Source organism: Pseudomonas sp. PDM25, assembly GCF_019219045.1.
Taxonomy (GTDB): domain Bacteria; phylum Pseudomonadota; class Gammaproteobacteria; order Pseudomonadales; family Pseudomonadaceae; genus Aquipseudomonas.
This window is the reverse complement of the sequence record NZ_JAHUWL010000009.1, coordinates 1-25533: the sequence shown is the minus strand read 5'-3', so window position 1 is coordinate 25533 and position 25533 is coordinate 1. Positions and strand designations below refer to the sequence as shown.

Here is a 25533-nt window from a genome sequence, read left to right as displayed (position 1 = left end):
ATGCGTGCTCAAGAAACTGGGAATTAAAGGCCGCGTGCTATTACTGACCCTGTTGCCGACCAGCCTGATGGCCTTGGTTCTGGGCGGCTATTTCACCTGGATGCAGCAATCCGACCTGCAAACCCAGCTCATGCAGCGTGGCGAGATGATCGCCGAACAACTGGCGCCCCTGGTGGCCCCGGCCATGGGCCACAAGAACACCGAGCTGTTGGAACGCATTGCCACCCAATCGCTGGAACAACCGGACGTGCGCGCCGTTTCATTCCTCGCCCCCGACCGTTCCCTGTTGGCCCATGCCGGCCCGACCATGCTCAACCAGGCGCCGGTCGGCAACAGTTCGCAGATGCTGCGTCGCAGCGGCAATGACGCGACGCGTTACTTGCTGCCGGTGTTCGGCAAGCACCGCAATCTGGCCGGTGATTTGATTCCCGACGAAGCCGATCGCCTGTTGGGCTGGGTCGAACTTGAACTGTCCCACAACGGCATGCTGCTGCGCGGTTACCGCAGCCTGTTCGCCAGCCTGTTGCTGATCGGCGCAGGGCTGGCCGGTGCGGCGCTGCTGGCGTTACGCATGGGCCGCAGCATCAATCGGCCGCTGAGCCAGATCAAGCAAGCGGTGGCGCAACTCAAGGACGGTCATCTGGAAACCCGTCTGCCGCCCCTCGGCAGCCAGGAGCTGGACACACTGGCGTCCGGCATCAACCGTATGGCCGGCACCCTGCAAAACGCGCAGGAAGAATTGCAGCACAGCATCGACCAGGCCACCGAAGACGTGCGCCAGAACCTGGAAACCATCGAGATCCAGAACATCGAACTGGACCTGGCGCGTAAGGAAGCCCTTGAAGCCAGCCGGATCAAATCCGAGTTCCTGGCCAACATGAGCCATGAAATCCGCACGCCGCTCAACGGCATTCTCGGCTTCACGCATCTGCTGCAAAAAAGCGAGCTGACCCCGCGCCAGCTCGACTATCTGGGCACCATCGAAAAGTCCGCCGACAGCCTGCTGGGAATCATCAACGAGATTCTCGACTTCTCGAAAATCGAGGCCGGCAAACTGGTGCTCGACAATATTCCGTTCAACTTGCGCGACCTGCTCCAGGACACGCTGACCATCCTCGCCCCGGCCGCCCACGCCAAACAGTTGGAGCTGGTGAGTCTGGTTTATCGCGATACGCCGCTGTCATTGGTGGGTGATCCGCTGCGACTCAAGCAGATTCTCACCAACCTGGTCAGCAACGCGATCAAGTTCACCCGCGAAGGCACCATCGTCGCCCGCGCCATGCTTGAAGAAGAACACGAAGACAGCGTGCAACTGCGCATCAGCATTCAGGACACCGGCATCGGGCTGTCGAACCAGGACGTGCGCGCCTTGTTCCAGGCCTTCAGCCAGGCCGACAACTCGCTGTCGCGGCAACCGGGCGGCACCGGTTTGGGGCTGGTGATTTCCAAACGTCTGATCGAACAGATGGGCGGCGAGATCGGTGTCGACAGTACGCCCGGCGAAGGCTCGGAATTCTGGATCAGCCTGAGCCTGCCCAAAACCCGCGACGACGCCGAAGACCTGCCCGGTCCGCCGTTGCTCGGGCGTCGGGTGGCCGTGCTGGAAAACCACGAACTGGCCCGTCAGGCGTTGCAGCATCAACTGGAAGACTGTGGCCTCGAAGTCACCCCATTCAATACGCTGGAAAGCCTGACCAATGGCGTGACCGGCGCGCATCAGACCGATCAGGCGATCGACCTGGCGGTGCTCGGCATCACCAGCAACGACATGCCGCCAGAGCGCCTCAACCAGCACATCTGGGACCTCGAACACCTGGGCTGCAAGGTGCTGGTGTTGTGCCCGACCACCGAACAGACGCTGTTCCACCTCTCGGTGCCCAACCCGCACAGCCAGCTCCAGGCCAAACCGGCCTGCACCCGCAAGCTGCGGCGGGCCTTGTCCGACCTGGTCAACCCGCGCCAGCACCGCAGCGAACCCGGCGAACCGGTGTCCAGCCGCGCGCCAAAGGTGCTGTGTGTCGACGACAACCCGGCCAACCTGCTGCTGGTGCAAACCCTGCTCGAGGACATGGGCGCCAAAGTCCTCGCGGTGGAAAGCGGTTACGCGGCGGTCAAGGCGGTGCAGACCGAAACCTTCGACCTGGTGTTGATGGACGTTCAGATGCCCGGCATGGACGGGCGGCAAAGCACTGAAGCGATTCGCCAGTGGGAAAGTGAACGGCATTGCACGCCGCTGCCGATCGTTGCCCTCACCGCTCACGCCATGGCCAACGAAAAACGCGCGCTGCTGCAAAGCGGCATGGACGATTACCTGACCAAACCGATCAGCGAACGGCAACTGGCCCAAGTGGTGCTGAAGTGGACCGGCCTGGCGCTGCGCAATCATGGGCCGGAGCGCTCCAGCGACAGCCACGGTGGCGGTCATGAGTTGCAGGTACTCGATCACGAAGAAGGTTTGCGCCTGGCTGCCGGCAAGGCTGATCTGGCGGCGGACATGCTGGCAATGCTGCTGGCGTCGCTGGAAGCCGACCGCGAGGCGATTCGTTTCGCCCGGGAAACCAACGACCACAACGCCCTGATCGAGCGTGTCCATCGCCTGCACGGCGCGACCCGTTATTGCGGCGTCCCGCAACTGCGCGCCGCCTGCCAACGCAGCGAAACCCTGCTCAAGCAACAGGACCCCAAAGCCCCCAGCGCGCTGGAAGACCTCGACCGGGCCATCAATCGTCTGGCCGCTCATGCCCGTATAAATGCTTGATGTGCATTCCAGGAGGACCGCATGCGTACGATTCTTTTCAGCAGCCAGACCTACGATCGCGACAGTTTTCTCTGTGCCGAACTACCGGCCGGCATTGAACTGCACTTTCAATCAGCGCGACTGAGCCTTGATACGGTGGCGCTGGCGGAGCATCACGAAGTGGTCTGTGCCTTCATCAATGATGACCTCAGAGCGCCGGTGCTCGAACGCCTGGCTGTGGGCGGTACACGCCTGATCGCCCTGCGCTCGGCCGGTTACAACCATGTCGACCTGGCAGTGGCAAAGCGTTTGGGGCTGGCGATTGCGCGCGTCCCGGCCTACTCGCCCCACGCAGTAGCGGAACATGCGGTGGCACTGATCCTGGCGCTCAACCGGCGCCTGCACCGCGCCTACAACCGCACGCGCGAAGGGGATTTCAGCCTGCACGGGCTGACCGGCTTCGACCTCGTGGGCAAGACCGTCGGCGTGGTCGGCACCGGGCAGATCGGCGCGACCTTCGCGAAAATCATGAACGGCTTTGGCTGCCAATTGCTGGCGTACGACCCCTTCCCCAACCCGCAAGTCGAAGCCCTCGGCGCCCGTTACCTGAGCCTGCCGGAACTGCTGGCCGAGTCGCAGATCATCAGCCTGCACTGCCCGCTCAACGAACAAAGCAAACACTTGATCAATCGCGAGTCACTGGCGCACATGCAAGCCGGTGCGATGCTGATCAACACCGGCCGCGGTGGTCTGGTGGACACGCCGGCGCTGATCGACGCGTTGAAGGACGGTCAACTGGGTTATCTGGGGCTGGATGTGTATGAAGAGGAAGCACAGCTGTTCTTCGAGGACCGTTCCGACCTGCCGCTGCAGGACGATGTGCTGGCACGGCTGCTGACCTTTCCGAACGTGATCATCACCGCTCACCAGGCCTTCCTGACCCGCGAAGCCCTGGGTGCGATTGCCGCGACTACCCTGCAGAACATCGCCGCTTGGGCGGCCGGCGCGCCTGCGAATCTGGTAAAGGGTGACTGAACCAGATCGAAGGTCATACGCCCGCGCCATGCTGCGCTGATGTCCGTGCTAGCATGCCGCGCATATTTGGAGGACCCATGGTCGAACACGATTTCCGCTATAGCCTGATGAACCCGCAACACACCCTCACCGAATGCCGCGCCCTTGTGCCGGGGCGTTATCAAGTCACCGGCAACGGCGGCTCGATTCGTAACAACGACGTGCTGGTAGTGACCCTTAAAGGCGCCAAGGACTTGTCCATGCGCCTGACCGTCGAAACGGTTCGCCACTTGATCAACCCGCCCGGCCAATGGGTCGCGGTGGCCAGTGGTCCGGTGTTCGGCGAACTGGCGATCCACACCTGGAAAGTCAACTGCGACAGCTGCGCCAAAGAGCTGAGTTTCGAGTTCGCGGTCGACGCCAAGCTGGGCAACAAGGCTGAAAAGCCTGCTGCCACCGCGCGGATCGCCGAACTGGGCTGGACCACGGTTGGCGAGAAGCACCTGTGCCCGAAATGCCAGGAGCCCGCGTGATGAAACGCCTCGCTCTGACCACTATGGTTGGCGCCAGCCTGCTGGGCTGCGCCGCCGAGCCGGTGCAATTGCAACAAAACCGCAGCTACATTCTGGAGTGGATTGGCGAACGTCCGCTGATGGATTACAGCCACCTGACCGTCACCCTCGGTGAAGACGGTCGGGCCTACGGCAACGGCGGCTGCAACCACTGGTTCGCGCCGTACACCCTGGAAGGCGACAAGCTGAGCTTCGGCAAGGTTGGCAGCACCCGCAAACTGTGTGCGCCGGCGCTGATGGAGCAGGAAAAGCGTTTCCTCCAGGCGTTGGAAAACGTTCAGCGCTGGGACGTCTCGCCGATCGACCAGATGCGCTTCTGGCCGGCAGAAGGCAAGCCGTTGCGTTGGTGGCTTGAAGAGGGTTGAGCCCTCCTCACTGCAGCCAAGTGTATCTGTGGCGAGGGGATTTATCCCCGTTGGACTGCGCAGCAGTCCCTTTTTTGGGGTTGCTGCGCAACCCAACGGGGATAAATCCCCTCGCCACAAAAGCCCTCTCCACAAAAGCTCCCTAGCCACAGTAGGAGCAATCAGTTCTTCGCCTGCAACGCCTCAAGCTTCGCCATCACCCCCGCCGCCGTCTGCTCACCCATCAACTGTTCCCGTACCTTGCCCTTGTTATCGATGATGTAAGTCACCGGCAACGCCTCACTGCGCGGTAACTCGAAAAGATCGGCCGGATCAGAAGCCAGCACGGTGAACTTGATGCCCAGTTTTTCACTGGCGTTTTTCAGCTCTTCACCCTGCACATTGTCGAAGTTGACCCCGAACACACCAATCTTCCTGGCCTTGAGCTGATCGGCCAAGGCGTTCAATTCAGGGATCTCGGTCCGGCACGGCCCGCACCATTCAGCCCAGTAATTGAGCACCAGCCATTGTTTGTCCAGACGTGCGGCGGCGACTTTCTGGCCGCTCTGGTCGGTGCCATAGTCGTTACCACAGCCCCCCAGCAATAACGCACCGATGATCGCCAATGCCGCTGCCAGTCGCCTAGTCATGTCGTATCCCTTGTTCAAAATTGAATGCGCCTGCGACCCATCGCCTCCCAAGGTTCTGGATTACGCGCAGCACAGTTAGAATAGCCGTCACCTTACGCAAGATGCGAACCGCACATGACCGATCTGACGCTTTATCACAACCCGCGCTGCTCGAAATCCCGCGGTGCGCTCGAACTGCTCGAAGCCCGTGGCCTGACCCCGACGGTGGTCCGCTACCTGGATACCCCGCTGGACGCGGCGCAAATCCAGAGCCTGCTGACCAAGCTCGGCATCAGCGCCCGGCAACTGCTGCGCACCGGTGAGGACGAGTACAAAACCCTCAACCTGGCCGACAGCAGCCTCAGCGAGGCGCAATTGATCGCCGCCATCGCCGCCCACCCGAAACTGATGGAACGACCGATTCTGGAAGTCGGCGACAAAGCCGTCATCGGCCGTCCGCCGGAAAATGTGCTGGAGCTGCTGCCGTGAGTGCGCCGTACATTCTGGTTCTGTATTACAGCCGCAGCGGCTCGACCAATGAAATGGCCCGGCAGATTGCCCGGGGCGTCGAGCAGGCCGGTCTTGAAGCCCGGTTGCGCACGGTCCCGCCGATCTCGGCCGAATGCGAAGCCGTGTCGCCGGACATCCCCGACGAAGGCGCGCTGTACGCCAGCCTCGACGACTTGAAGAACTGCGCGGGCCTGGCCATGGGCAGCCCGACCCGGTTCGGCAACATGGCGGCGCCGCTCAAGTACTTCCTCGACGGCACCAGCAACCTGTGGCTGACCGGTGCTCTGGTGGGCAAGCCGGCTGGTGTTTTCACCTCCACCGCGAGCCTGCACGGTGGTCAGGAAACCACGCTGCTGTCGATGATGTTGCCGTTGCTGCACCACGGCATGCTGATCACCGGCCTGCCTTACAGCGAATCGGCCCTGCTGGAAACCCGTGGCGGCGGCACGCCTTACGGCGCCAGCCATCACGCCGGGGCGGACGGCAAAAGCGGTTTGAATGAACATGAAGTCGCGCTGTGTCGGGCCTTGGGCCTGCGCCTGGCGAAGACTGCACAGAAACTGGGGAACTGACGTGGCCAAAAAGCCGAAGATTTTGCCCTCCATCGAATGGCTCGAACCGCGGGTCCGAGCGATGCGCGTCATCAGCCTGCTGTGCTACTTCGGTTTGGTGGGTTTGCTGTGCGCCTACTACCTGGTGGTCGCCGACCTGCACGGCGCCCGACCATGGGTGATTCTGCTAATCGAACTGGTGCCGCTGCTATTGCTGGCGCCGGGGATGATTATCGGCAGTGCACGCGGGCATTCATGGATGTGTTTTGTGGTGAACCTGTATTTCATCAAGGGCGCATTGGCGGCGTATGACCCGAACCGACAGTTGTTTGGTTTGCTGGAGATGGGCGCGAGCCTGGCGGTGTTCTGCTCGGCGCTGCTGTATGTACGGTGGCGGTTTCAGTTGAACCGCAAGTTGGCTGGCGAAGGTGAGATTCGAGTCGCCTGATCCGACGCCTTCGCGAGCAAGCCCGCTCCCACATTGGATCTGCGTCGTCCACAAATCCCCTGTGGGAGCGGGCTTGCTCGCGAAGGGCGCGACTCGGTCTTAATGATTCACAGTGTAGGCCAGCATCATCGAAATCTGGCTCATCGCCCGCCCGCCACTCTGTTCATGCCACTGGTTAAACACATCCTGTACCAACGCCAGATCCCGCAGGCTGGTCGGCACCTTGTCGACGATCTTCTGCGCATTCAACGCCGCGACCACGTCGTAGCTCGGCACAAACGTATCCTTGCCCACCATCCGCAAGAACCGCGGTGCTGACAACCCGCCCAATTGATGACCGCGCTTTTTCAGGCAGGTCCACAACCCAACGATATCCGTGACCGGCCAATCGGCGATCAACGCGCCGAAGCTGCCCTTCTCATGCGCCACATCCAGAATGAACTGCGCGTTGCGCGGCACGCTCTTGAGTTTGCCCAGGTGACGAATGATCCGCGCGTCCTGCATCAAACGCTCAAGGTGTTCGGCACTCATCAGTACGACTTTCTCAGGGTCGAACTTGAAGAACACTTCTTCGAACGCCGGCCATTTGGCGTCCACCAGGCTGTGCTTGAGCCCGGCACGGAAGACGCGCAGCGCCATGGTCGAGAGGTAGCGGTCGTCGCTGATGTTGCGCAATTGCGCCGGGGTTTTCGGAACGGGCAGATGGGCTTCCAGTTCAGCTGCCGAACCGAAGCGGTTCAGACAGTATTCGTGCAGCCACTTGTAATCGCGCATGCCCTCTCCTGAGGTTAACGAAAAACCTGTGGGAGCGGGCTTGCTCGCGAAGGCGGTGTGTCATTCAACATTGATGTCGACTGACACTACGCATTCGCGAGCAAGCCCGCTCCCACAATTTGTTCAGAGGTTGACGACGTTGACGAAGCGCGACGCGGCGGTTTCATCGATACGCAGGTTGGTGAAATCGAACAGATTACGGTCCGCCAGTTGCGACGGGATCACGTTCTGCAAGCTGCGGAAAATACTTTCGGTCCGGCCTGGCGTCTTGCGTTCCCATTCCTGCAGCATGTCCTTGACCACCTGGCGTTGCAGGTTTTCCTGGGAGCCGCAGAGGTTGCACGGGATGATCGGGAATTGCTTGAAGTCCGAGTAGGCCTGGATGTCTTTTTCGTTGCAGTAGGCCAGCGGACGGATCACCACGTTGCGGCCATCGTCGGCGCGCAGCTTCGGCGGCATGGCTTTGAGCGAACCGTTGAAGAACATGTTCAGGAAAAAGGTCTCGACGATGTCGTCGCGGTGATGACCGAGGGCCATCTTGGTCGCACCGATTTGGTCGGCAAAGGTGTAGAGCGTGCCGCGACGCAGGCGCGAGCACAGCGAACAGGTGGTCTTGCCTTCCGGGATCAGCTCCTTGACCACGGAATAGGTGTCTTTCTCGACAATGTGGTACTCGATGCCCAGCTCTTTGAGGTAGGCCGGCAGCACATGCTCAGGGAAACCCGGCTGTTTCTGGTCCATGTTCACGGCCACGATCTCGAACTTGATCGGGGCGACCTTCTGCAAGTGCAACAGCACGTCAAGCAGGGTGTAGCTGTCCTTGCCACCGGACAGGCAGACCATGACCTTGTCGCCGTCTTCAATCATGTTGAAATCGGCAACAGCCTCACCGGCCTGGCGGCGAAGGCGCTTTTGCAGTTTGTTCTGGTTGACCGTAAGAGTGCCCATGACGCGAAATCCGTGAGGTGTGACGAAAGGCCGGCATTTTACGCAAAAACCGGTCACGGGCGAAGAGCCCCCTATCCCCTGTGGGAGCGGGCTTGCTCGCGAAAGCGGTGTGTCAAGCAATATTGTTTCGACTGACACACCGCTTTCGCGAGCAAGCCCGCTCCCACAGGGGGTCGGTGACAGATCCTGCGGCGATTAGCAGCGGGGTTTACAGCGCAATTTGCTCTAAAGCCCTGCAACCTGCGTCGTTAAGACCTTTCTATACTGCGACATAAGGTCGCACACATAATCCAGACCTTTCCTTACTCGGCCACTTTGGCCCGTAGGCGCTCCGCTGGGGGGCGACGGTAAAAACAAGAGGAGTGACTGGCATGATCCATCACGTAGTGGGGCTCTTCACCCACCCTGACCAAGAATGGAAAGAGATTCGTGGCGACCAGGAGGAAAGCATCAGCCACATGTATCTCACTCATACCCTGATTCTGGCGGCGATCCCTGCGGTGTCGGCGTTTATTGGCACCACACAGGTCGGCTGGGTCATTGGCAGTCGCGCACCGGTGATGCTGACGGTGGAAAGCGCGATATGGATGACGGTCATGTCGTACCTGGCGATGCTCGGCGGTGTGGCGGTCATGGGCGCGTTCATCCACTGGATGGCTCGCACCTATGACGCCAACCCGAGCCTGGCACGCTGCGTTGCATTTGCGACCTACACCGCGACACCGCTGTTTATCGGCGGTCTGGCGGCGCTGTACCCACACATGTGGCTTGGGATGATCGTCGGCACCGCGGCCATCTGCTACACGGTGTACCTGCTGTATGTGGGGCTACCCACTTTCATGAGCATTCCATCAGACGAGGGATTTCTGTTTTCGAGTTCGGTGCTTGCGGTAGGCCTGGTGGTGCTGGTGGCCATCATGGCGTTCACGGTCATTGTCTGGGGACTCGGCGTGGGGCCGGTCTATACGAATTAGCAACACTTCACCCAAAAACAAGATCTGCCAACACAGGCCGCCGCAAGGCGGCCTTCTAGTGTTCAAGGATAGAAACCGGTGACGACCATTCGGCGCCTGAGCGATTCGCAAGTCCCGAGGGTTACGGCATACTCGACGCCTCTGGAGATCCATCAAGCATGCCCGAGCAACTCAATACCCGCGTCGAAGACTGTTACCAGCTAGCCGAATCCTTTTTCAAACGACCTTTCAAACGCCCCGTGGTGAGCCTCAAGCTGCGCGGGCAAAAAGCCGGTGTCGCGCATTTGCACGAGAACCTGCTGCGCTTCAATCCACAGCTGTACCGGGAAAATACCGAAGACTTCCTCAAACAAACCGTGGCCCACGAGGTGGCGCACCTGATCGCCCATCAACTGTTCGGCGACCGCATCCAGCCCCATGGCGAAGAGTGGCAATTGATCATGCGCGGCGTGTACGAACTGCCGCCCAATCGTTGCCACACCTATGACGTCAAACGCCGCAGCATGACCCGCTACATTTACAAATGCCCGTGCCCCGACAGCGATTTCCCGTTTTCGGCCCAGCGCCATGGTTTGGTGAGACAGGGGCGGCGGTATCTGTGTCGGCGGTGCCGGAGCACGTTGGTGTTCAGTGGGGAAATGCGGGTCGAGTAGTTAGATTTGTGGTGCCTGTGCTGGCCCCTTCGCGAGCAAGCCCGCTCCCACACTGGATATATGTCATGCCGAAGATCCAGTGTGGGAGCGGGCTTGCTCGCGAAGGCGTCCTGACAGGCGCTAAACAACCACCTTGGCACGGCGTAACGCTTCAATCCGCTCAGCGCTATACCCCAACTCCCCCAACACCTGTTCCGTATGCTGCCCTATGGCCGCGCCGATATACCGAGGCTCAGGCAACCCATCTGAAAACTTCAACGGACACGCCATCTGCGCCTGAGTCGTCCCGTCACCACGCGGCACATCGGTCACCAGCGCCCGGGCCTTCAACTGCGGATGCCGCACCGCTTCGCTCAAACTCAACACCGGCTCGACACACGCATCCAACGTGGCAAACAACGCGCACAACTCGGCGAAATCGTGGGTCTCGAACTCAATCCTCAGCGCGTTCTTCAGCGCCTTTTGCAAGGCCGGTTCCGGCGATAAGCCCAAGGTTTCCAGCTCCTCCAGCCCCAGTGCTGCGCACAGTTGCTTCATGAACGCTGGCTCCAGACTGCCCACCGAGAACCAGCGCCCATCGCGAGAACGGTAATAGTCATAGAAACTGCCACCGTTGAGCATCTGCGCCTCCCTTCCCGGCTCTTCGCCACAGGCCAGATACCCGGCGCCAGCCATAGCGTTCAGGCTGAACACGCAGTCGGTCATGCTCACATCCAGGTGCTGCCCCTGTCCGGTTTGCTGCCGGGCGATGACCGCCGCCAGCAGCCCGATCACCCCGTGCAACGAGCCACCGGCGATGTCCGCCACTTGCATGCCCAACGGCAACGGCCCGCTGTCGGCGTGGCCGGTGTAGCTCGCCAGCCCCGCCAGCGCCAGGTAGTTGATGTCGTGGCCGGCGCGGTCCTTGTAGGGGCCGGTCTGGCCGTAACCGGTGATCGACACGTAAATCAGTTTCGGATTAATCGCCTTCAAGGCTTCATAACCCAGGCCCAATCGCTCCATCACGCCGGGGCGGAACTGCTCCAGCACGATGTCGTAGTCCTGCAGCAACTGCTTGATCAGCTCCAGCGCCTCAGGCTGCTTGAGGTCCAGCGCCAGGCTGCGTTTGTTGCGATTGAGGTAAGCGTGGCTGGCGGAAACGCCCTGATCGTGAGGCGGCAAAACCCGCAGCAGGTCCATGCGCGTTGGCGATTCGATGCGCAGCACCTCGGCGCCCATGTCTGCCAGCAACAACGAGGCGAACGGCCCCGGCAGCAGTGTCGAGAAATCCAGAACCTTGAGTGATGCCAGTGGACCGAGCATGGGCGTTCTCCGTAAACGATGCCTCCAGACTAGGCAGCCAATGGCATTGCAGCAATCACCTTATGCGTCAGATGCGCTGACCGTTGCGCTCAAATCCCAGGCATGAAAAAACCCGCCGAAGCGGGTTTTTTCCGTGCAGCCGTCTTATTTGACGCTGCTTGGGGTTGCCTCTTCGACGTGGCCCAGAACATCGTCTTTAGGCTCGTCGGAGATACCGCGACCGCCAGAAGCCAGTTCGGCGTGCATCACGTCGACGTCCAGTTCCTTGACCCACTTGGCCACAACCAGGGTGGCAACAGCGTTACCGACCAGGTTGGTCAGGGCACGGGCTTCGGACATGAAGCGGTCGATACCGAGGATCAGCGCCAGGCCGGCCACCGGCAAGTGGCCAACGGCGGACAAGGTAGCCGCCAACACGATGAAGCCACTACCGGTCACGCCCGCAGCGCCTTTGGAGGACAGCAGCAACACCACCAGCAGGGTGATCTGGTGAGTGATGTCCATGTGGGTGTCGGTTGCCTGAGCAATGAACACCGCCGCCATGGTCAGGTAGATCGCCGTACCGTCGAGGTTGAACGAGTAACCGGTCGGGATCACCAGACCCACAACGGATTTCTGCGCGCCCAGGCGTTCCATCTTGATCAGCATGCGTGGCAGTACCGATTCCGAAGAAGAAGTACCCAGCACGATCAGCAGTTCTTCACGGATGTAGCGGATCACTTTCAACACGCTGAAGCCGTGAGCGCGAGCGATACCACCCAGCACCACCAGCACGAACACCAGGCAAGTGATGTAGAAGCACGCCATCAATTGACCCAGTTGCACCAGCGAGCCAACACCGTAGGCACCGATGGTAAAGGCCATGGCACCGAAGGCACCCAGTGGCGCGAGCTTCATGATCATGTTGATGATGTTGAACATCACGTGGGCGAAGCGATCGATGAAGTCCAGGATCGGCTTGCCGTAGGCACCCAGGCGATGCAGGGCGAAACCGAAGATCACCGAGAACATCAGCACTTGCAGGATGTCGCCTGTGGCGAACGCGCCGACGATGGTGGACGGGATCACGTTCAACAGGAAGCCAACAACGCTTTGATCAGCACCGGCTGCCACATAAGCAGCGACTTTGGAGGCATCCAGCGTAGCGACGTCGATGTGCATGCCGGCACCCGGCTGCACGATGTTGACCACCACCAGACCCACCAGCAATGCGATGGTCGAAACGATTTCGAAGTAGAGCAGCGCGTAACCGCCGGTCTTGCCGACCGACTTCATGTCCTGCATGCCCGCGATACCGCTGACGACGGTGCAGAAGATGATTGGGGCAATGATCATTTTGATCAGTTTGATGAACCCGTCACCCAGCGGCTTGAGGGCAACACCGGTCTGCGGGTAGAAGTGACCGAGCAGGATGCCGATGGCAATAGCAACGATCACCTGGAAATACAGGGATTTGTACAGTGGCTGACGAGTCGTCATTGCAAAGTTCCTCAAGAGTGCCCGGTGACAACATCCATCTGTTGCCAAAGGCACTTCAATTGCGAACCCTCCTGCACTGGAGGGATTTGTTTTGTCGAGCTGCGCAACGGCAGGCATCTGCAGGTTGTATCGCAAGGCCCGTGCCACCTTCGTCAAATCGCCAGCAAGTCTTTTGACATCAAGGGTTGCAGGTTTTTCTTTGTCACCAAGCGGTTACGGCAAAGTGGCGGATTTCCGCCCATCGACCAGACCTTGTCCTACAAATTGGCGGATATCCGCCTTGTCCATCATCAGACACCACGGCTACCATCCGCCGTTCAATGGACGGACTTGCCTTCTTATGCGCGAACGCACCATCGCCAGTCATTTCGCCCGTGCCGCCCTCGGTGGCGCACGCCGGCTGGGTTACGACTATTCAAATCTGCTGCAACAACTCGGTATCAGCCCCGAGTTGCTTGAAGAGCCACGAGCGAGAATCGCGCCTGAACAATTCACCCGATTGATCCAGGGACTGTGGTTGGCACTGGACGACGAATACCTGGGCTTCGGGCCGGTCCCGAGCAAAACCGGGAGTTTCGCGATGATGTGCCATGCGGTGATCCACTGCCGCAATCTGGAGAAAGCACTTCATCGCGGCTTATTGTTTTATAGCTTATTCCCCGACGGTCCGCGTCTGACCCTGACCCGCGAAAACGACATGATCCGCCTAAGCCTCGACGATTCGCAGTTCCGGGACCCGGATCACTTCCTCACCGAGAGCCAGCTGATGGTGTGGCATCGCCTCGCCAGTTGGCTGATCGGCCAGCGCATTCGCCTGGAACAGGCGACATTCAGCTACCCGAAACCCGAGCACGGCGCCGAATACGATTTGCTGTTCCCCTGCCCTCTGGCGTTTTCCACGGCGAAAAGCAGCCTGCTGTTTCACAGTCGTTACTTGGACATGCCGCTGTTGCAGGACGAGCGGACACTCAAGCATTTCCTCGAACACTCCCCCGCCGACCTGTTGTCGCGCCCGGATGACGGCGACAGTTTGAGCAGCCAGTTGCGAAGGTTGCTCAGCCGCGACAGTTCACACTGGCCGGACCTGGAAGAGGTCGCCGCGCACTTGCACATCAGCCCGCAGACGTTGCGTCGGCATTTGCGGGAGGAAGGGTCGAGTTTTCAGGAATTGAAGGATCAACTGCGCCGGGACATTGCGATCTATCACCTGGGGCGGGCGGATTTGTCGTTGCAGCAGATTGCCGAGCAGTTGGGGTTTTCAGAGCCTTCAGCGTTTCACCGGGCGTTCAAGAAGTGGACCGGGTTGACGCCTGGGGCTTATCGGGCGCAGGAGCATTGATTCAAGACTTGAGATCCAGCCGTAGGCAGCGGCGCAAGGATGTGTAGCCTGACTGAGTGTCTGGAGATGTGTTTTAAACACTGCTGTTTATAGGTCTTACCTGCATGTTTTGTAGTGAATGGGCCGGCCTCTTCGCGGGCAAGCCCGCTCCCACAGGTTTCGAGTCCGAACACAAAATCTGTGTAATACATAGCCCTCTGTGGGAGCGGGCTTGCCCGCGAAGAGGCCCGTAAGAACACCATCAAACCACCGGAAAATGAATCCGGAACGCCGCTCCGCCCATTGGCGAGTCCCCCAGCGTCAACTTGGCGCTGTAGCTCTCGATAATGTCCTTGACCACCGCGAGCCCAATCCCCTGCCCCGGATGCTGGCGATCCAGCCGCTCTCCCCTTTGCAGAATCCGTGCACGCTGATCCGGCGGCACTCCCGGACCGTCATCCTCAACGCACAATTCAATCCCGCTCAGGCTTTCGCGCACGCTGATGCGTACTTCGCCGAGGCACAGGCGATAGGCGTTTTCCAGCAGGTTGCCCATCATTTCCAGCAACGCACCCTGCTCGATCGGCACGTAACACTGCGCCGGCAGATCGAAGGCGACCCGCACGCGTTTGTCGCGGTAGACCTTGTCCAGGGTGTCGCACAGGCTTTGCAGCACGGGTTGCAGGCGCACTTGGTGGCGCACCAGACCGCTTTTGCGCAGGCTGGCGCGTTGCAGTTGATAGCTGATCTGCTGGCTCATGCGTTCGATCTGGGTTTGCAGCACCCAGGCCTGATCACGATCGGCCGGGCGCCGGGCCATGTCTTCGCTGACGCCTTGCAGCACGGCCAGCGGGGTTTTCAGGCTGTGGGCCAGGTCGTCGAGGGAATCGCGATAGCGGCTGCGTTGTTCGCGCTCGCTGTGCAACAAGCGGTTGAGGGAACCGGTCAGGCGCAGCAGTTCGCGCGGGTGTTGTTCGCTGAGGCTTTCGCGGGTGCCGCTTTCGATCTCGTCCAGTTCCTGACTGAGCCGGCGCAACGCCTGCAAGCCCCAGGTCAGGCCGATCCACAGCAGCGCGAGCAACACCAGCAAGGCGGCACCGAATCCGAGGTAGAGATTTTCCCGCAGGCCTTCGAGGGTGGCTTCGTACTCACGCACCGGTTGCAGCGCGACGATGCTGAACGCCGCACTCTTGCCGCCGAGCAGTTTGACCTCGACGTCATAGACGAAGAATTCCTGGCCATCGGCCTCACGAATTCGGGCGAACTCGTTGCCGCGTCCGTCGTAACGCGGTTTGTAGTTGATCTTCTCTTCGCGGGTGGCTTTCGAGCGCCACACCAGGTGAGCTTCGCGGTCGTAGATGTAGCCGAGCAAACGGCTGTCGGTCAGGTTGAAGCGCTCATCGGGCAACTGCGCTGGCATTTGCAGGCTGTTGTTTTCCACACGCGCGGCGGAGATCAGCGTGGTGACGTCCGACGCCAGGCGCTGCTCAATGGAATCCTGCAACGCCAGGCTGAACGCGCCCTGCATCGCCGGCAGCAACGCCAGCATGAACAACACCGCCAGGATCGTGGCGGCGAGCATCAAACGGACACGTAGGGAACGAATCAAGTGCAGCGCTCATTGAACAGGTAGCCGAGGCCACGCACGGTATCGATCGGTTTGAAGCCGGCCGGGCCTTCAAGTTTGCGGCGCAGACGGCCGACCAACACTTCGATCACGTTCGGATCGCGCTCGTCGTCGTCCGGGTAGAGCTGCTCCATCAAGCGATCCTTGGCCACCACTTGCTGGTGATGCCGCATCAGGTACTCGAGGATCCGATACTCGTAAGCGGTCAGCGCCAGCGGTTGATCATCGAGGGACGCCTGTTTGCGATTGAGGTCCAGCAGCAACGGCCCGGCGACGATGGTCGACTGGGTGAAACCGCTGGAACGGCGCAGTAACGCGTTCAGCCGGGCATCGAGTTCTTCGAACTGGAACGGCTTGACCACGTAATCGTCGGCGCCGGCGGCGAGGCCTTCGACCTTGTCCTGCCAGTTACCGCGGGCGGTGAGGATCAGGATCGGGAAGGTCTTGCCGCGCGAGCGCAACTGACGAATCAGGTCGAGCCCGCCCATGCCCGGCAGGCCGAGGTCGATCACCGCCAGGTCATGGTTGAACTGCTCGGTCTGGTACAGCGCCTCTTCAGCGTTGGCCACGGACTCGACCACGTGACCGCTGTCCGTCAGGCGGGTTTGCAGGTGATGGCGCAACAGCGCTTCATCTTCGACGACCAGCAGTTTCATAACGCTCTCCTACGCAAATCAACATCTCCAAATACAAACTTCAATGGCTGACAGGGCGACGCCCATCAGTTAAGACGCGCAACCTGTGGGAGCGAGCCTGCTCGCGATAGCGGTGGGTCAGCCAATATTGATGCTGAATGTACCGCCGTCATCGCGAGCAGGCTCGCTCCCACAGGTTTTGCGCTTGACCGACTAGCATTACTTATCAGAAAGCGTAGTTCGCCGACAGGTAGGTCTGGGCGCTGCTGGTCAGGTCCAGCGAACCTTGTTTACTACCACCGCGCTCGCTCATCTCGGTGCTGGCGTTGCTGCGCAGGTAACGGTAACCCAGTTCCACCGAGGTGTTTTGCGAAACCTGTTGCAGGACACCCAACTGGCCGCCGATGGCGTAACCGATGTCGCTGTCGCGGCTGAAACCTGGGGATTCCTGAGTCATTTTGGTCAAGCCGGCTGTGGCGCCACCGAACAGCTTGGTGCTGCCGCCCACCGGGTAGAACAGATCGTAGCTGCCCAGGAGGTTTTCCTGACGCAGTTTAATGCCATTGTGCGAACCCGACACATTGTCGTAAGTGGCGTAGTAGCGGCCCTGGCTGTTTTGCCGGCCCAGACGCACACCCCAGGTGTTGTCCTTGCCGATCACGCCGTCGGCGTTCGGGCTGTTGAGGTTGTCGTTCAGGGCGTGGGACTTTTTGACCTTGTCGCTGGTCTGTCCAAAAGTAAGGCTGGCGAAATTGTCGTCGGAAGCGAAAGCCGCGGTACTCGCGGTCAAGACAGTGAAAGCCAGAAGCAGTTTTTTGAAGCCAGTCATAGGGGCGTTCCTTATGCGCTATATGCTATTTGGGTACGGGGCAAGGTTACTCACCCGGCCCTGAACTCCCCCTGAACGCTCTCTGAACCTAAGCTGAACCAGATCGACCCAGCTGTTTTTGACGACTTTTCTGTCAGGAGATCCGACCATGCGCATGTTTCTCGCTTTCGTCTTGCTGGCCTTGAGCGGGCTGACTCAAGCCGCCATCAAGACTCAGGAAATCCCCTATCAAAGTACTGACGGCACCAAAATGATCGGCTATTTCGCCTATGACGACGCCATCAAAGGCGCACGCCCTGGCGTTGTGGTGGTGCACGAATGGTGGGGGCTCAACGAGTACACCAAGCGCCGCGCCCGTGATCTCGCCGGTCTGGGCTATAGCGCACTGGCCATCGACATGTATGGCGATGGCAAAAACACTGAGCATCCCAAGGACGCCATGGCCTTCATGCAGGCCGCGTTGAAAGACAGTGGCGCGGCGAGCGCGCGCTTTCAGGCCGGGCTCGATCTGCTGAAGAAACAGCCGCAAACCGATCCGGACAAAATCGCCGCTATCGGTTATTGCTTCGGCGGTGCAGTGGTACTGAATGCGGCACGTCAGGGTTTGCCGCTGGCGGGCGTGGTGAGTTTTCACGGCGCGCTGGCGACCAAGACGCCTGCCACACCGGGTAGCGTGAAAGCCAAGATCCTGGTCGAACATGGCGCTCTGGACAGCATGGTAACGGCGGATAACGTTGCGGCGTTCAAGGCCGAAATGGACAAGGCTGGGGCTGACTATAAATTTGTCAGCCTTGAAGGTGCCAAGCATGGGTTCAGTAATCCTGATGCGGATCGTCTGAGCCATGGCGATCATGCCGGGCCGGATATTGGCTATAACAAAGCGGCGGATGAAAAATCCTGGGCGGATATGCAGGCGTTCTTCAAAAAAATCTTTGGCTGACACGATGATCGTTCCCACGCTCTGCGTGGGAATGCAGCCCGGGACGCTCTGCGTCCCATTGGAACGCGGAGCGTCCCTTGAGGCATTCCCACGCAGAGCGTGGGAACGATCAGTGTGGGGCTACCCAGCCTGAGAGCAACCCGGCAAAATGCCCCACATGAATCGCGCCCCCGCCCTACCCGTCTGTTGTACCCCACTCGATGCCCATTGGCCGCTGCCGTTTGCGCTGCCCGATACGGTGCTGTTGAGCACGCACTTCGATACCTCGCAACTGGCCAGCGATGATTTCCAGCGCAGCGCCATCGAGCCGCCGCCCACCATCCAGCGTTCGGTCGCCAAGCGTCAGGCGGAGTTCCTCGCCGGGCGGGTTTGCGCTCGGGCGGCGTTGCAACAGTTGGAAGGGCTGAGCTTTATCCCGGCTATCGGCGAAGACCGGGCACCGGTATGGCCGACGCACATCACGGGCTCGATCACCCACAGCACCGGCCGGGCCTCGGCGATTGTCGCGAAGAAAACCCACTGGCGCGGCCTGGGAATGGACCTGGAGAACCTGCTCAACCCTGAACGGGCCGAGCGACTGGCCGGGGAAATCCTCACGCCGCCCGAGTTGCAACGCATGACCGCGGGCCGTCGCGATCAGTTGGCGATGCTGGTAACCCTGACGTTTTCGGTGAAGGAAAGCCTGTTCAAGGCGCTGTATCCGATCGTTCAGCAGCGCTTCTATTTCGAGCACGCTGAAGTGCTGGAGTGGACCGAGCGCGGTGAAGTGCGGCTGCGGTTGCTGACGGATCTGTCCAGCGAATGGTGCAATGGCACTGAGCTGGATGCGCAGTTCGGGGTCATTGATGGGCAGTTGTTGAGTCTGGTCAGCATCAAGGCCTGACATTTGTGGGGCCTGGGACGGCCTCTTCGCGAGCAAGCCCGCTCCCACATTGGATCTATGTCTCACGCAAATCCCCTGTGGGAGCGGGCTTGTCTCCGGGCGGCGTTCCGACGAAAGCGGTAGCTCATCCACCGCACCTCTCAACGCTTCTCCTGATTCCTCGGCCAACTCAAACTGAAACACGCCCCGCCCAGGCTTTTGCTCTTGCTGATCAACGCCCGGCCATCATGCCAATGGATGATTCGCCGCACGATGGACAACCCCAACCCATGCCCACCGGAAGCGCGGGTACGGCTGTCGTCGAGGCGCAGGAATGGCGTGAAGATCTTCTCCCAAGCCGTTTCCGGCACGCCCGGTCCGTCATCCTCGACATCCACTCGACAGCGCTGCTGCCCGACCTGATAGCTGACAGTCACCCGTGATTGAGCGTGGCGCATGGCGTTGCTCACCAGGTTCTGCAACGCCCGGTGCAGGTAGCGCGGCTCGGCCTCGACCCAGGCGTCGTCATTGTCAGCGGCAGACAAACACAAACCGCGTTGCACCGTGACCTCGGCGCGTAACGGCGCCAGTTCTTCGATCACCTGATTGACCAACGCATCCAGATCGATCCGCTGAAAATTCAATGCCGGTGAACCCTGCTCCAGTCGTGCGTAGGTGAGCATCTCGTCCACCAGCCGATCGAGATCCTCGATGTCGTTGTCCATGCCTTCACAGTATTTTTCCAACGCCTGCGGCGTGGTGGCCGAACCGATCATTTCCAGACCAAAACGCAACCGCGCCACGGGTGTGCGCAGCTCATGAGACACGGCGCGCACCAACTCACGCTGAATCGCCAGCAACTGCTGCAAGTGCTCGGCCATGCCGTTGAACGCCGAAGCCAGCCGCCCCACCGAATCCGCGCCGCGTGCAGGCACGCGGGTTTCCAGGCTGCCCTTGGCGATGCGCGTGGCGGCCGCTTCCAGGCCACGCAAACGGCGCTCAAGTTGCCGCACCAACAGATAGACGATCAAACCGATCAGGCTCAAACCCAGGGCGGCGATCAGCACCAGCCACTCCGGCGGATAAGGATTCATCTGATACAACGGGCCGATTTCCAGCACCCACGGCGTACCGACCATGCCGGCAAACACCCGGATCGAATCGCCGCCCTTGCCCAGCGCCATCACCGTGTCGCCCTCGGACACCCGGCGACTCTGGTCTTCGTCCATGTCCGCCTGTTCGATCGTCACCAGGCGCAAGTCGAAACCAAACCCTTTATCGCGTTTCAACTGCGCCAGGCGCTCGGGTTGCTCGGCCACCGGGTAGCGCACCAGTTCATCGGCCAGCAGGTAAATAGTCGCCCGGGCCAGTTGTTCGCTGATCTGCTGGACTTCGCCGGTCAGCACCAGCTGTTCCTTGTCGCTGACCAATCGATAGACCTTCGCCGCGTGCGGACCGGTTTGTTCCACCAGCGCCTGACCGTGCAGCACGCGGGTGCGCTGGGTGAGGTCGAGGTCGGTTTGGGCAAAGGTCTTCAGCGCCAGAGGAATCCCCAACAACCGCTCCCACACCAGCAAGGCACGGTGGCGCTCGGTTTCGTTCATCGGGTTCAGATTGTCGGCCATCAGCGAGAACGTGCCGTGGGCCAGGCGTTCGCGGTATTGCTCGCCGCGCACCTGGTTAAGCAGGTGCAAGGCCAGCACGCCGAGAACCGCCACCAGAATCAGCGCCGCGCACATGCCGCCATAGATGCGCAGGAAGATCGAGTTCACAGCGTGCAGGCTTCCGGAACGAACAGATAACCTTTGCTGCGGATGGTCTTGATCAGCCGCGGATGCTCCGGGTCATCGCCGATTTTGGGGCGAATGCGCGAGATGCGCACGTCGATGGAACGGTCCTGGCCGTCATAGCCAATGCCGCGCAGCGCGGTAAAAATCTCTTCCCGGGACAGGATGCGCCCGGCGTTGGCCACCAGCAGCCAGAGCAGGTCGAACTCGGCGCTGGTCAGTTCGATGCCGTTGTCGTTCAGCCAGGCTTCGCGCAATGCGTTGTCGACCACCAAGGGACCGAACTGCAGACGCCGTTGTTTTTCCGGCGCCACTTCCGGGGCTTCACTGCGTCGCAACAAGGCCTGGATGCGCGCCAGCAAAAGTCGGGGGCGAACCGGTTTGCACACGTAGTCGTCGGCACCCAGGTCCAGACCAAGAATCTGATCGGTGTCGTCGGTGCGGGCGGTGAGCATCAGGATCGGGCCGTCATACTTGTCGCGGACCTTGCGGCAGATGCTCAGGCCATCTTCGCCTGGCAACATGAGGTCGAGGATCACCAGGTCCGGTTTCTCCTTGATGATCCGTGCCGCGGCCAAGGCGCCGTTACCCTCGATCGATACGCGCAGACCATTGGCTTCCAGGTAGTCGCGGGTCAGTTCGGCCAGACGCTGGTCGTCCTCGACAATCAATACCTGCCAGTTGTCTTGCTCCACGGTGACCTCTGCTTGCCAACAACACTTAATAAGGAAGGATCCGCCCGTCTTTTTGTAATGATTGGGGAGGATAAGAATGCATCTGCATGGGCCGATTGTATAAACGCCGCTCACCAAGAACACAAGCCGGTAAATGCGTTCGGACAACGCGGTTTTTTGTGATAGGGTTCGCGCCCTTAAAAAGCCGAGCGACTGTTTTCAATCGGTGAAAATCAGTGAAAAACGGTCCGCTCCAGCTAGGTCGCGGCCTACACGCCCGTTCCACCTTTCACACACAATTTACGCACAGGCTTATCCACAGGTAGTACGTTGCAACACCCCAAAAAACGCATTATCTTGTACCCCGGCGCCAAAAAAACCCTACATGTAGGGTTTTGCGTAAAAAACCAAACACAAATCAGACACCGATTTCAAGCGCTTTTATTGCCTCTGTCCGGTTGAACCAAACGTATTTTCGAAAGACCAAACCGCGCGTGCGGATGGCTACTGTTTTTGCGCCGAAAACGGCGTTTACGGTACGGGTGTTGCAGTCAATTACTGTCACCCAAAAGGATCCCGGTTTCAGGTTCAAGGCCTGGGACCAAAGACTTCGGCATGGAAGCGGCGCCCCAATTGCCCCTTCCTGATCTGTCCCGAAGTTGGTATGCCCGGCCCTTCGCCGGTTGTAGTGCTTCAGGACGGAACGGTGGGCACCCAAACGGTGCCCAAACAAACATAGAGAATGTGGAGACAACCCCCCATGCAAACCGACACAACTCGCGAGAACCCGCAGGGCACCTTGCCGCAGGCCGCAGATTCGACTTCGGATCTGTCCGCCACCGCGCCTGGTCAACTGCGCGTGATCAAGCGTAACGGCACTGTCGTTCCTTACACCGATGACAAGATCACCGTCGCCATCACCAAAGCGTTTCTCGCAGTTGAGGGCGGCACCGCTGCCGCTTCGTCGCGAATCCACGACACCGTTGCCCGTCTGACCGAACAAGTCACCGCGACCTTCAAGCGTCGCATGCCCTCGGGCGGCACGATCCACATCGAAGAAATCCAGGACCAGGTCGAACTGGCCCTGATGCGTGCCGGCGAGCAGAAAGTAGCCCGCGACTACGTGATCTACCGTGACGGTCGTTCGAAAGAACGCGCCGCCCACGCACCGGCCGAAGAAGCAGTCAACGCTCACCCGTCGATCCGCATCACCCGCGCCGATGGCACCTTTGCTCCTCTGGACATGGGCCGCCTGAACACCATCGTCACCGAAGCGTGCGAAGGCCTGGAAGAAGTCGACGGCGACCTGATCCAGCGCGAAACCCTGAAAAACCTGTACGACGGCGTGGCCCTGACCGACGTCAACACCGCGTTGGTGATGACCGCCCGTACGCTGGTCGAGCGTGAGCCGAACTACTCGTTCGTGACCGCCCGCCTGCTGATGGACACCCTGCGTGCCGAAGGCCTGAGCTTCCTGGAAGTCGCCGAAAGCGCGACCCACCACGAAATGGTCGACCTGTACGCCAAGGCCCTGCCTGCCTACATCGCCAAGGGCATCGAATTCGAATTGCTGAACCCGGTCCTCGCTACCTTCGACCTGGAAAAACTCGGCAAGGCGATCAACCACGAGCGCGATCAGCAGTTCACGTACCTGGGCCTGCAAACCCTGTACGACCGTTACTTCATCCACAAGGACGGTATCCGCTTCGAACTGCCGCAAATCTTCTTCATGCGCGTGGCCATGGGCCTGGCGATCGAAGAGAAGAACAAAGAAGACCGTGCGATCGAGTTCTACAACCTGTTGTCGTCTTTCGACTACATGTCGTCGACCCCGACCCTGTTCAACGCCGGTACTCTGCGTCCACAGCTGTCGAGCTGCTACCTGACCACCGTGCCGGATGACCTGTCGGGCATCTACCACGCAATCCACGACAACGCCATGTTGTCGAAATTTGCGGGCGGCCTGGGCAACGACTGGACCCCGGTTCGTGCACTGGGTTCGTACATCAAGGGCACCAACGGCAAATCCCAGGGCGTTGTTCCGTTCCTGAAAGTAGTGAACGACACCGCCGTTGCCGTTAACCAGGGTGGCAAGCGCAAAGGCGCTGTCTGTGCCTACCTGGAAACCTGGCACATGGACATCGAAGAGTTCATCGAACTGCGCAAGAACACCGGTGATGATCGTCGTCGTACCCACGATATGAACACCGCCAACTGGATCCCTGACCTGTTCATGAAGCGCGTCTTCGATGACGGCAAGTGGACCCTGTTCTCGCCGTCCGAAGTGCCGGACCTGCACGACCTGACCGGCAAGGCCTTCGAAGAGCGTTACGAGTACTACGAGGCCCTGTCCGAGTACCCGGGCAAGATCAAGCTGTTCAAGACCATCCAGGCCAAAGACCTGTGGCGCAAAATGCTGTCCATGCTGTTTGAAACCGGCCACCCATGGCTGACCTTCAAAGACCCGTGCAACCTGCGCAGCCCGCAGCAGCACGTCGGCGTGGTTCACAGCTCGAACCTGTGCACCGAGATCACCTTGAACACCAACAAGGACGAGATCGCCGTTTGCAACCTGGGCTCGATCAACCTGCCGAACCACATCACCAACGGCAAGCTGGACACCGCCAAGCTGGAACGCACCGTGAACACCGCCGTTCGCATGCTCGATAACGTTATCGACATCAACTACTACTCGGTGCCACAAGCGAAGAACTCCAACTTCAAGCACCGTCCGGTCGGTCTGGGCATCATGGGCTTCCAGGACGCGCTGTACCTGCAGCACATTCCTTACGGTTCCGACGCGGCCGTCGAGTTCGCCGACAAGTCGATGGAAGCGGTCAGCTACTACGCGATCCAGGCTTCCTGCGATCTTGCCGACGAGCGCGGCGCCTACGAGACGTTCCAGGGTTCGCTGTGGTCCAAAGGCATCCTGCCGCTGGATTCGCAACAGATCCTGATCGAGCAGCGTGGCCAGAAGTACATCGACGTTGACCTGAACGAATCCCTGGACTGGGCACCGGTTCGTGCCCGTGTGCAGAAAGGCATTCGTAACTCCAACATCATGGCCATCGCACCGACCGCGACCATCGCCAACATCACTGGCGTATCGCAGTCGATCGAACCGACCTACCAGAACCTCTACGTGAAATCGAACCTGTCGGGCGAATTCACCGTGATCAACCCGTACCTGGTTCGCGACCTGAAAGCTCGCGGTCTGTGGGACTCGGTCATGATCAACGACCTGAAGTACTACGACGGTTCGGTGCAACAGATCGAGCGCATCCCGCAAGAACTCAAAGAGCTCTATGCGACTGCCTTCGAAGTGGACACCAAGTGGATCGTTGACGCGGCAAGCCGCCGTCAGAAGTGGATCGACCAGGCTCAATCGCTGAACCTGTACATCGCTGGCGCATCGGGCAAGAAGCTGGACGTGACCTACCGCATGGCCTGGTACCGTGGTCTGAAAACCACTTACTACCTCCGTGCCCTGGCCGCGACCAGCACCGAGAAGTCGACCATCAACACCGGCAAGCTGAACGCTGTTTCCAGCGGCGGCAACCACGGTGACGATTCGGTCCTGGCAGCACCTGCCGGCCCTGCTCCAGTGCCGAAGGCTTGCGCCATCGACGAGCCGGATTGCGAAGCTTGCCAATAAGCTGAGCCGGTAACCCGAAACCCCCGACAGCCCTCTGGATTGTCGGGGGTTTTCTTTTGCCTGCAGGAAAGTGGTGACCGGGCTGACACCATCGCGAGCAGGCTCACTCCTACAAGGGCCGAGTTGGCTCGGAGGAATGCGATCTACTGTGGGAGATTCTATGGTTGAGGGAAAGCCCTCAACTGGCTTTTGGCTGATATTCGCTTTGCCCTTTCAGCAAGGCGAATACCACCCGAGCAAGCTTGCGAGCCAGCATCACCAGCGCCTGAGT

23 protein-coding genes and 1 pseudogene are annotated in these 25533 nt (G+C 60.1%); 13 read left to right on the top strand and 11 right to left on the bottom strand.

Annotated elements, in window-relative coordinates; translation table 11 throughout:
- The first annotated feature begins 4 nt into the window (after nucleotides 1-4).
- The 4 genes from KW848_RS18070 (at nucleotide 5) to KW848_RS18055 (ending at nucleotide 4688) form a co-directional block, all read left to right on the top strand.
- Nucleotides 5-2758, top strand: coding sequence for a response regulator (locus tag KW848_RS18070; protein WP_218537625.1), 2754 nt, complete (start codon nucleotides 5-7; stop codon nucleotides 2756-2758).
- 21 nt (nucleotides 2759-2779) lie between these two features.
- The gene (locus tag KW848_RS18065) at nucleotides 2780-3772 is read left to right on the top strand and encodes a 2-hydroxyacid dehydrogenase (RefSeq protein WP_218537624.1); all 993 of its coding nucleotides are present in this window, start codon (nucleotides 2780-2782) and stop codon (nucleotides 3770-3772) included.
- Between the two features lie 77 nt (nucleotides 3773-3849).
- Nucleotides 3850-4284, top strand: a complete 435-nt coding sequence (locus KW848_RS18060) for a hypothetical protein (RefSeq protein WP_033056853.1) — start codon at nucleotides 3850-3852, stop codon at nucleotides 4282-4284.
- Nucleotides 4284-4688, top strand: a complete 405-nt coding sequence (locus KW848_RS18055) for an META domain-containing protein (RefSeq protein ID WP_111451705.1) — start codon at nucleotides 4284-4286, stop codon at nucleotides 4686-4688. Before KW848_RS18060 ends, KW848_RS18055 begins: the two co-directional genes overlap by 1 nt.
- A gap of 161 nt (nucleotides 4689-4849) precedes the next feature.
- On the opposite strand, the gene KW848_RS18050 is transcribed toward KW848_RS18055, so the two are convergent.
- Complete coding sequence (locus KW848_RS18050) at nucleotides 4850-5317, bottom strand: TlpA disulfide reductase family protein (protein ID WP_218537623.1); 468 nt, start codon at nucleotides 5315-5317, stop codon at nucleotides 4850-4852.
- Nucleotides 5318-5431: 114 nt separating this feature from the next.
- Between KW848_RS18050 and arsC the strand changes: the two genes are divergently transcribed.
- The 3 genes from arsC to KW848_RS18035 are packed head-to-tail and all read left to right on the top strand — an operon-like array spanning nucleotide 5432 to nucleotide 6805.
- Complete coding sequence (gene arsC, locus KW848_RS18045; RefSeq protein ID WP_218537622.1) at nucleotides 5432-5785, top strand: arsenate reductase (glutaredoxin); 354 nt, start codon at nucleotides 5432-5434, stop codon at nucleotides 5783-5785.
- Nucleotides 5782-6378 carry an NAD(P)H:quinone oxidoreductase gene (gene wrbA, locus KW848_RS18040; protein WP_218537621.1) on the top strand — a complete coding sequence of 199 codons (597 nt, stop codon included), beginning with the start codon at nucleotides 5782-5784 and terminating at the stop codon, nucleotides 6376-6378. The genes arsC and wrbA overlap by 4 nt, the downstream gene beginning before the upstream one ends.
- A 1-nt stretch (nucleotide 6379) precedes the next feature.
- Nucleotides 6380-6805: a DUF2069 domain-containing protein gene (locus KW848_RS18035; RefSeq protein WP_095132448.1), complete on the top strand. Its 426-nt coding sequence runs from the start codon at nucleotides 6380-6382 to the stop codon at nucleotides 6803-6805.
- A gap of 99 nt (nucleotides 6806-6904) precedes the next feature.
- Here KW848_RS18035 and KW848_RS18030 read toward each other — a convergent pair whose 3' ends face one another.
- Nucleotides 6905-7579, bottom strand: coding sequence for a DNA-3-methyladenine glycosylase I (locus KW848_RS18030; protein ID WP_111451700.1), 675 nt, complete (start codon nucleotides 7577-7579; stop codon nucleotides 6905-6907).
- Between the two features lie 123 nt (nucleotides 7580-7702).
- Nucleotides 7703-8527, bottom strand: coding sequence for a tRNA 2-thiocytidine(32) synthetase TtcA (gene ttcA, locus KW848_RS18025; RefSeq protein WP_218537620.1), 825 nt, complete (start codon nucleotides 8525-8527; stop codon nucleotides 7703-7705).
- 371 nt (nucleotides 8528-8898) lie between these two features.
- On the opposite strand from ttcA, the gene KW848_RS18020 reads away from it, so the two are divergent.
- Together KW848_RS18020 and KW848_RS18015 are read left to right on the top strand one after the other, a co-directional pair.
- The gene (locus KW848_RS18020; protein ID WP_033055256.1) at nucleotides 8899-9501 is read left to right on the top strand and encodes a Yip1 family protein; all 603 of its coding nucleotides are present in this window, start codon (nucleotides 8899-8901) and stop codon (nucleotides 9499-9501) included.
- A gap of 158 nt (nucleotides 9502-9659) precedes the next feature.
- The gene (locus KW848_RS18015; RefSeq protein WP_192411057.1) at nucleotides 9660-10154 is read left to right on the top strand and encodes a SprT family zinc-dependent metalloprotease; all 495 of its coding nucleotides are present in this window, start codon (nucleotides 9660-9662) and stop codon (nucleotides 10152-10154) included.
- 120 nt (nucleotides 10155-10274) lie between these two features.
- On the opposite strand, the gene KW848_RS18010 is transcribed toward KW848_RS18015, so the two are convergent.
- Both KW848_RS18010 and KW848_RS18005 read right to left on the bottom strand, forming a co-directional pair.
- Nucleotides 10275-11456, bottom strand: a complete 1182-nt coding sequence (locus KW848_RS18010; protein ID WP_218537619.1) for a CaiB/BaiF CoA-transferase family protein — start codon at nucleotides 11454-11456, stop codon at nucleotides 10275-10277.
- Nucleotides 11457-11600: 144 nt separating this feature from the next.
- Nucleotides 11601-12935 carry a dicarboxylate/amino acid:cation symporter gene (locus tag KW848_RS18005; RefSeq protein WP_218537618.1) on the bottom strand — a complete coding sequence of 445 codons (1335 nt, stop codon included), beginning with the start codon at nucleotides 12933-12935 and terminating at the stop codon, nucleotides 11601-11603.
- 340 nt (nucleotides 12936-13275) lie between these two features.
- On the opposite strand from KW848_RS18005, the gene KW848_RS18000 reads away from it, so the two are divergent.
- Nucleotides 13276-14274 (top strand): AraC family transcriptional regulator, encoded by a 999-nt coding sequence (locus KW848_RS18000; RefSeq protein ID WP_218537617.1) that lies wholly within the window; start codon nucleotides 13276-13278, stop codon nucleotides 14272-14274.
- Between the two features lie 241 nt (nucleotides 14275-14515).
- On the opposite strand, the gene KW848_RS17995 is transcribed toward KW848_RS18000, so the two are convergent.
- From KW848_RS17995 to KW848_RS17985, 3 genes are all read right to left on the bottom strand, one after another.
- Nucleotides 14516-15862, bottom strand: a complete 1347-nt coding sequence (locus KW848_RS17995) for an ATP-binding protein (RefSeq protein ID WP_008147974.1) — start codon at nucleotides 15860-15862, stop codon at nucleotides 14516-14518.
- Nucleotides 15859-16536 (bottom strand): response regulator, encoded by a 678-nt coding sequence (locus KW848_RS17990; protein ID WP_054054836.1) that lies wholly within the window; start codon nucleotides 16534-16536, stop codon nucleotides 15859-15861. The genes KW848_RS17995 and KW848_RS17990 overlap by 4 nt, the downstream gene beginning before the upstream one ends.
- A gap of 205 nt (nucleotides 16537-16741) precedes the next feature.
- Complete coding sequence (locus KW848_RS17985) at nucleotides 16742-17344, bottom strand: hypothetical protein (RefSeq protein WP_218537616.1); 603 nt, start codon at nucleotides 17342-17344, stop codon at nucleotides 16742-16744.
- A gap of 148 nt (nucleotides 17345-17492) precedes the next feature.
- Here KW848_RS17985 and KW848_RS17980 point away from each other — a divergent pair, with 148 nt between their 5' ends.
- Both KW848_RS17980 and KW848_RS17975 read left to right on the top strand, forming a co-directional pair.
- Complete coding sequence (locus KW848_RS17980; RefSeq protein ID WP_111451692.1) at nucleotides 17493-18284, top strand: dienelactone hydrolase family protein; 792 nt, start codon at nucleotides 17493-17495, stop codon at nucleotides 18282-18284.
- Between the two features lie 157 nt (nucleotides 18285-18441).
- Complete coding sequence (locus KW848_RS17975) at nucleotides 18442-19167, top strand: 4'-phosphopantetheinyl transferase (RefSeq protein WP_218537615.1); 726 nt, start codon at nucleotides 18442-18444, stop codon at nucleotides 19165-19167.
- Nucleotides 19168-19307: 140 nt separating this feature from the next.
- On the opposite strand, the gene KW848_RS17970 is transcribed toward KW848_RS17975, so the two are convergent.
- Nucleotides 19308-20918 (bottom strand): ATP-binding protein, encoded by a 1611-nt coding sequence (locus KW848_RS17970; protein WP_192411064.1) that lies wholly within the window; start codon nucleotides 20916-20918, stop codon nucleotides 19308-19310.
- Nucleotides 20915-21628: a response regulator gene (locus KW848_RS17965; RefSeq protein WP_111451690.1), complete on the bottom strand. Its 714-nt coding sequence runs from the start codon at nucleotides 21626-21628 to the stop codon at nucleotides 20915-20917. The genes KW848_RS17970 and KW848_RS17965 overlap by 4 nt, the downstream gene beginning before the upstream one ends.
- Before the next feature lie 739 nt (nucleotides 21629-22367).
- Between KW848_RS17965 and KW848_RS17960 the strand changes: the two genes are divergently transcribed.
- On the top strand, nucleotides 22368-25262 hold the full coding sequence (locus KW848_RS17960) for a ribonucleoside-diphosphate reductase subunit alpha (protein WP_111451689.1): 2895 nt from the start codon (nucleotides 22368-22370) through the stop codon (nucleotides 25260-25262).
- A 178-nt stretch (nucleotides 25263-25440) separates the two neighbouring features.
- Here the strand turns inward: KW848_RS17960 and KW848_RS31855 are convergent.
- A pseudogene (locus tag KW848_RS31855) lies at nucleotides 25441-25533 on the bottom strand (IS110 family transposase); the annotation flags it as partial.